We start from the raw sequence: 6,974 nt of genomic DNA on the forward strand, positions 1-6,974 counted from the left end.
CCTCAACGGATCGGGCTCGACGGCTTGGGGCGCGGGTGCTGCTGGCTCCACCGTACCGCCCTGCCAGCCGCCCCTCCAGGGCCTGCTGCCGGGCTTGGCGCCGGTGCCCGGGCGCAGCTATCGCGGGTCGCGGCCCGCGTGCCACCGCACCATTGCGTGATCAAGCCGCTCGGGCCCGGCCCCGAGCTCCGCGGCGACGTCTGCCAGCTTGTCGGCGAACGTGAGAGCGTCGGTCCCGGGCGCGCAGGCGGCCCGGAAGGCCTCGCGTGCCCGCGCGACGGCGCCCGGGGCCGGGGAGGCGAGGGCGAGGCAGTGCGCGAGGGCCCGCTCCCCGGGAGCGCCGAGCTCGGCGAGCCAGATCGCGGCGAGCGGCTCCATCCCGCCGGGCGAGCCCACCGCGCGGAGGAGCTCGGTGCTCGAACCGATGCGGGAGGCGAGCAACGCGTGCGCGAGGTGAAGGATCTCCGCGGCGCGGACGTCGATGCTCCCGGAGTAGCGCTGCCGGTAGTGCCCGACCTTGCCGATCCAGATGGTGGGCCCGCCCACTAGGGCGAAGGTCGCGAGCAGCTCCGCGAGGCCGTCGTGGTCGAGGGGCGTGGCAGGCAGCGCGGTCGCGCGCCGGAACCCCTGGTAGCGGGCGACGAGCGCCGCGGCGGGGACGAAGCCGGTGCTGGCGGACTGCACGGACTCGATGAGGCAGAGCGCGAGGCTGCGAGCGTGGTCCTGGGCGCTGATCCACGACGCAGGGGCGCCGAGGTGATAGAGGCAGGCGGATGCCAGGGCCTCGGTGCTGCCGCTGGCGGGCGAGGGCGGGGCGTCCTCGTCGGCGCGCGGTCGAGGTACTAGGACTGGTGCAGCACTCATGGTTCCTCCCCGGGAATGTGCCGTGATGCGCTTCTAGTGATGTATCGCACCCCGAAGGGAGAGTGTTGCAGGTATCACCTGCTAGGGAAAGATAAATTCTCCGCACCGCGCGCGGCTGGGACGGTGAAACCGGGTGCTCGGCTCATCGCCTGGTGGAGCGTGGTCATAAGGGCTCCGGGGAGGCAGTAGACTATGGCGATAATGAGTAACAATGAACCCGGCGATACCACGTTCGCCGGTCTGGGAATCGACGACCGTGTGCTGCGCGCACTGAGTGACGTCGGATATGAAACGCCATCGCCAATCCAGTTGGCGACGATCCCGCACCTCATCGAGGGGCGGGATGTGGTCGGCCTGGCACAGACCGGGACCGGCAAGACCGCAGCATTCGCGACTCCGATCCTTTCTCGGATCGCTGAAGATGATGCCTTCCCCCAGGCTCTCGTGCTGACCCCCACCCGGGAACTCGCGATCCAGGTCGCCGAGGCCTTCGGGCGATACTCCGCGCACCTTCCGGGCGTGCGGGTGCTGCCGATCTATGGCGGCCAGGCATACGGTGTCCAGCTCGCTGGCCTGCGCCGGGGCGCGCAGATCATCGTTGGCACCCCGGGCCGGGTCATCGATCACCTCACGCGGGGCACGCTGGATGTCTCCCGGCTGCGCTTCGTCGTGCTCGACGAGGCCGATGAGATGCTCAAGATGGGCTTCCAGGAGGATGTCGAGCGCATCCTGTCGATGGCACCGCGCGAGCGCCAGTCCGCGCTGTTCTCGGCAACCATCCCGCGCGCCATCCGCGACATCTCCCGCAAGTACTTGAGGGACCCCGCCGAGGTCACGATCAAGTCGACGACGAAGACATCCGACACGATCAGCCAGCGATGGGTGCTTGTCTCGCACCAGCGCAAGCTCGATGCGCTGACGCGCTTCCTCGAGGTCGAGCCGTTCGACGCGATGCTGGTCTTCGTCCGCACCAAGCAGGCCACCGACGAGCTTGCCGAGAGGCTGCGGTCGCGCGGCTTCGCGGCGACCTCGCTCAACGGCGATATCCCGCAGAACGTGCGCGAGCGCATCGTGGGCGAGCTGCGGGCGGGCAAGATCGACATCCTGGTCGCGACCGATGTCGTGGCGCGCGGGCTCGACGTCGAGCGGATCTCGCACGTCGTGAACTTCGACATCCCCACCGACAACGACTCGTACGTGCACCGCATCGGGCGCACGGGCCGAGCTGGCCGCAGCGGCGAGGCATTGCTCTTCGTCACGCCGCGCGAGCGTCGCTTGCTCAAGTCGATCGAGCGCTCCACCGGGCAGCCGATCGAGGAGACGCGGGTCCCCACCGTCGAGGATGTGAACGCGCAGCGCGTGTCGCGGTTCGAGGAATCGATCACCGAGCATCTCTCCTCGCCGGACGTCGCGGTGTTCCGGCGCCTGATCGAGAGCTATGAGAGCGAGCACGATGTGTGCCTCGCCGACATCGCTGCCGCGCTCGCCGTGCAGAACGTCGATGGCGATAACTTCTTCCTCAAGCCGGATCCGGTGGAGAAGAAGGTCCGCAATGATCGGTCCGACGACTGGGGCGATCGGCGCGAACGCGATGACCGGCCCCGCAGCAAGCCGCGCGGGGATCGTCGTCCGAGCGGCGGATCGGACTTCGCCACCTACCGCATCAACGTGGGTCGCAAGAACAAGATCGCGCCCGGCGCGATCGTGGGCGCGCTCGCCAACGAGGGTGGTCTCCAGCGCGGCGATTTCGGCTACATCGACATCCGGCAGGACTTCAGCCTCGTCGAGCTGCCCGCGAACCTTCCGCGGGATGTCTTCGATGCCCTGCGCGATACCCGCATCGCGGGCGTGAAAATCGGCCTGCGTCGCGACGAGGGCGGATCCGCGGGCGGCGGACACGATCGCCCGCCCAAGCGGGCCGCTCGTGATGACCGGCCAGCACGCCGCTTCCGCGACTAGGAATCACGGCTAGGCACCATCATTGATCCCCGTGCAGCTAGGGCATGTCCCCGAGCGGCGCGGGGATCAGTGCTTCCAGCATCGCGCTCGCTGATCGGGACCACGTGAACGCCTCGGCGCGCTCCCGTGCCCGCGCCCGCGCTCCGGCATCCCGCGCCAGCAGCGCACCGAGCGCGGTGGCGAACGCGGCGTCCTCGTCGGCAGCAACCATGCCGCTGCCCCCGGTGAGGATCTCGCGCAGCGCCGAGGACTCGGATGCCACCACGGGGGTTCCCGAGGCGAGTGCCTCGAGCGCGGACAGGCAGAATGTCTCATGGGGCCCGGGCGCTACCGCGACGTCGGCGGTGGCGAGCAACGCCGAGAGCTGCTCAGGGTCGCTGACGAATCCGAGGAACTCCACGGGAAGGCCGCGGGCGCGTCGTTCCAGCGCACCGCGCCGCGGACCATCCCCGGCCACGATGAGGCGAGCGTTGACCCCCGCGCCGCGCAGGATGCGCAATGCCTCGATGCTGCGCTCGGCATGCTTCTCGACCGAGAGGCGTCCGCTATGCACGAGCAGGATCTCTTTGCCAGGGGCGAGGCGAGCGCGCAGGCGCGGATCATGATTGCGGGGGTGGAAGCGTTCGAGATCCACCCCCAGCGGAACGCGGCGCACGTTGCGAGCGCCAATGCGATCGAACTCGCTCGCGGCGAACGCGGTCGTGCACACGACGGTGTCGAAGCTGCGGGCCATTGCCCGATTGGCGGCATCGGCGAGGCGCTGCGCGGGAGCCGCGGGCAGGACCTGGCCGATCAACCGATCAAGCCGCTCGTGGGAGACGACGGCACTGGGGATCCCGTGCTCGCGAGCCCACCGGCCGAAGCCCCGCAGGGGGAGCCGGTCCGACACCTCGAGGGCCCCGGGCCCGAGCCCGGCGAGCACGTCCGCGACACGTCGGGGGTCCGCGAGCCGGTACCCGCCCGATCCGGGCAGCCGGAGCGATGCCAGGGTGATGCGCCGTACGCCGTTCTCCATCAGTTCCTGCTCATCGCGGGGCCCAGGGACAACGAGCGCCACGTCGAGCCCCGACGCCCGGTACTCGCTGCCCCATTGGTGCAGGGCGGTGCGGAGCCCTCCGGACCGGGGGCCATAGAAGTTCGCGAGCTGAGCGATGAGCACGGGGGGAGCATGCCACTGCCAGGCAACGCGCGGGCAACGGCAGCGCGCGCACGATCCAAACTCCAGGGGAACTGCTCAGTTCGCGGCGTGCTCGGCCCAGCCGACGCCCGGTCCGGGCACGGCAAAGGCGCGGTGGCCGTTGCCCCAGCGATTGATGGCCAGCACGAGCGCCTCGGTGGAGGTGCCCAGCCGCTCGGCGAGGACCTCGACGAGTCCCAGGACTCGGCCAGCGTGCCGAGCCCGCATCGCTGCTTCGTTCCCGGCGGGTGGCAGGGCCCCCGCCAGGAATCGATGGCAGTGGCGCAGCGCGCTCGCCTCATCGACGGGATGAATGCCGGCGAGGAGCAGGAGGTAGTCCCAGCTGTCGGTGAATCCGTGGCTCGCCGCGCCCCGCCACGCATTGACCGCGAGCGATCGGGTCGCCGCGTGGGGAAGCATGGCGGCCAGATCCCCGGTCGCGTCGATGCGCAGGTCGTGGAACGCTGCCGCGGCCCGCTGGATGGAGCGGGCCTTGACGGCCTGGGCGGGGGTCGCGTGGCGGGTGCGGTACATCGCGACCTTCCCCGACCAGGCCGTGGTTCCGCCAGATTCCTCGAAGGTGCGCAGCAGCGCGCGGGTCCCGTCCCGATGGCCCGGGGAATGCAGGCCTGCCGCGTGCTGCCGGGCCCGGTACGCACGGTAGTGATCAGTCACCGCCAGCGTGGTCGGGTAGTGACCGGCCGTGCACTGCACAGCGTCGATCACGCAGAGTGCCAGGCTCGACCGGAAGCGTGCTGGCGGGGTCCATCGCGCGGGGGAGCCGAGCCGTGACGTGCACGCGAGCTCGAGGTGCTCGAGCGCCACTGCAGGGATCTCCATGCGGCCTCGCTCTCTGGTGATCGGGACATTTACTCCAGAGTACGGGGATTGCGCAAGGCCTGCGGGCGGGCTGGACGCCGGCCCCGGCCAAAAGGGCCGGAGCGGCGGTGTGTCCCTGCGGCCCGGGCAGCGCGCGGCGCGGTAGTTTGAGCGCGTGCTTGTGACAAGAGGCTTTGCCCGGACCATTGCGATCGTCACTGCTAGCGGCGTCGGAATTGGTGCCGTGGCTAGTTGCACGGTCGGCCTGGACGACGATGGATCCCCGGCCGGGATCGTGCAGCCCGAGGCGCAGCCCGACGAGTCCGACCCCGGTCGCTCGTTGCCTGTCGTTGTTGATGACGCCGAGGGTGGCCTCGCGCTCGGAACCACCCAGCAGTTCTTCGCCCGCGCCCCGTTCGTGGTGACCGCCCCCGTTGGTGACGGGGCGGCGCTGGTCCGAGCGGCCTCGCTTGCCGTGGCGACCTCCGTCCCCATGCTGCCCATCGATCCGGCGGATGGCTCCGCCGTGCTCGAGGAGATCGAGCGGCTCGGCGCGGGCAGCGTGCTCGCCGTCGGGGAGATGCCGGATCTCGGCACCGTCTCCGTCATCCAGGCGCCGGCGGGGAGGGCCGATCTCGAGGAGATGATCGGTCGCGGGCTCGACGAGCGGGACGTCCCAGGTACCGCCGACAGCCTGGACGCGATCGCCGCGATCGACGGCGAGGACGCCACCTTGCTCTCGCTTGCCGGTGAGCCCCTTCCCGAGCCGGGCCCCGCCGCCGGGGCGGACGCATTGCCCGAGTTCGGCCGCGCGGAGCTCGATCCGCCCGTGCTCGCCCTGATCGCGGGCCCGGCGAGCGAGGATGGCCAGGCATGGGCGGAGCACATCGCGGCCGCGGCGACCGCCCGCGCGGCCGGTGCCACGGTGGTGCCGCTCGCGGTCCCCGACCCCCGCGCGACCGCCGGATCCGTCTCGGCGATCCGCGACAACGAGGACGCCACGGTCGTTGCGCTCGGCAGCGCCTTCGGCACCGTCCCTGAGCTCCGCGAGCGCGTGCGCGCCGCCGTCTCGGTGCCGGAGCTTCCTGGCGGCGGGCAACTGGTCTATCCCGGGAGGCGCATGATCGCGCTCTACGGCCACCCTGGGGTGCCGGCGATGGGCCTGCTGGGCGAGCAGCCCGTGGACGAGGCGATCGCGCGCGCCGTCGAGCTCGCCGAGCAATACCAGCCGTTCTCCGCCGAGCCTGTCATCCCGGCGTTCGAGCTGATCGTCACGGTCGCGTCGGTATCGGCTGGCGCGGACGGCAATTACTCGAACATCGCCGAGGTGGAGATGGTGCGGCCGTGGATCGAGGCCGCTGCGGAGGCCGGCGTCTACGTCGTGCTCGACCTGCAGCCCGGGCGCACTGACTTCCTCACCCAGGCGCGGATGTTCGAGGATCTCCTGCGGGAGCCGCACGTGGGTCTGGCGCTCGATCCCGAGTGGCGGCTCAAGCCGGGCGAGATGCACCTGCGGCAGATCGGGCAGGTCGATGCCGCTGAGGTCAATGAGGTCACTGACTGGCTCGCCGATCTGACCGCCCGCCATGACCTGCCCCAGAAGGTGCTGATCCTCCATCAGTTCCAGCAGCGCATGATCACCGATCGCGAGAGCCTCGACACGAGCCGCGAGGAGGTGGCGGTGCTCATCCACGCTGATGGGCATGGCGTGCCGGGCGAGAAGATGAGCACATGGGAGGCGTTGAAGACAGGCCTTCCCGACGGGGTCTGGCTGGGGTGGAAGAACTTCATCGATGAGGATTTCCCCACGTTCACCCCGGAGCGGACCATGCTCGTCGACCCCGCCCCCTGGTTCGTCTCCTACCAGTAGGGCCTGGTTGGCGCGCTAGCCCTGGTCGTCGACGATGATGACATCGGAATCGGCCAGGGCGCGGAAGCTCGCGCCCGCTCGGGAATGCTGCTGCACCAGGTCCTCGATGCGCTCCGGATGCTCATGGCCGGGGGAGCGGTAGTGCGGCACGATCCGGTACGGGACGAGTCCCAGGCCCGTCCAGGTTGCCGGGGTGCCGCACGCCAGCAGGCATTCCGCGGGATCATCGAGCTGCTCGAGGCCCTCGAGCGATGGTCCGGCGATGGCCGCGCCCGCGCTGTAACC

The 6,974-nt window shown here is 70.4% G+C and carries 6 protein-coding genes; 2 read left to right on the forward strand and 4 right to left on the reverse strand.

The window, feature by feature from the left end; genetic code table 11:
* Nucleotides 1-117: 117 nt before the first annotated feature.
* On the reverse strand, nucleotides 118-864 hold the full coding sequence (locus tag HT102_RS15070) for a hypothetical protein (protein WP_192040257.1): 747 nt from the start codon (nucleotides 862-864) through the stop codon (nucleotides 118-120).
* Nucleotides 865-1,065: 201 nt separating this feature from the next.
* Between HT102_RS15070 and HT102_RS15075 the strand changes: the two genes are divergently transcribed.
* A complete protein-coding gene (locus HT102_RS15075; RefSeq protein WP_192040258.1) occupies nucleotides 1,066-2,823 on the forward strand; it encodes a DEAD/DEAH box helicase in 1,758 nt (585 codons plus the stop codon).
* A gap of 37 nt (nucleotides 2,824-2,860) precedes the next feature.
* Here the strand turns inward: HT102_RS15075 and HT102_RS15080 are convergent, their stop codons facing one another.
* Nucleotides 2,861-3,982 carry a glycosyltransferase gene (locus tag HT102_RS15080; RefSeq protein WP_192040259.1) on the reverse strand — a complete coding sequence of 374 codons (1,122 nt, stop codon included), beginning with the start codon at nucleotides 3,980-3,982 and terminating at the stop codon, nucleotides 2,861-2,863.
* Nucleotides 3,983-4,057: 75 nt separating this feature from the next.
* Entirely contained in the window at nucleotides 4,058-4,840 is a 783-nt protein-coding gene (locus HT102_RS15085; RefSeq protein WP_192040260.1) for a hypothetical protein, read from the reverse strand.
* Nucleotides 4,841-4,994: 154 nt separating this feature from the next.
* Here HT102_RS15085 and HT102_RS15090 point away from each other — a divergent pair, with 154 nt between their 5' ends.
* Nucleotides 4,995-6,689, forward strand: a complete 1,695-nt coding sequence (locus HT102_RS15090) for a hypothetical protein (protein ID WP_225443737.1) — start codon at nucleotides 4,995-4,997, stop codon at nucleotides 6,687-6,689.
* A gap of 15 nt (nucleotides 6,690-6,704) precedes the next feature.
* Here HT102_RS15090 and HT102_RS15095 read toward each other — a convergent pair.
* Nucleotides 6,705-6,974 (reverse strand): Type 1 glutamine amidotransferase-like domain-containing protein (locus HT102_RS15095; RefSeq protein WP_192040261.1); only part of this gene is annotated, 270 nt, incomplete at its 5' end.

This window comes from Lolliginicoccus lacisalsi, from assembly GCF_014841105.1.
GTDB lineage: Bacteria > Actinomycetota > Actinomycetes > Mycobacteriales > Mycobacteriaceae > Lolliginicoccus > Lolliginicoccus lacisalsi.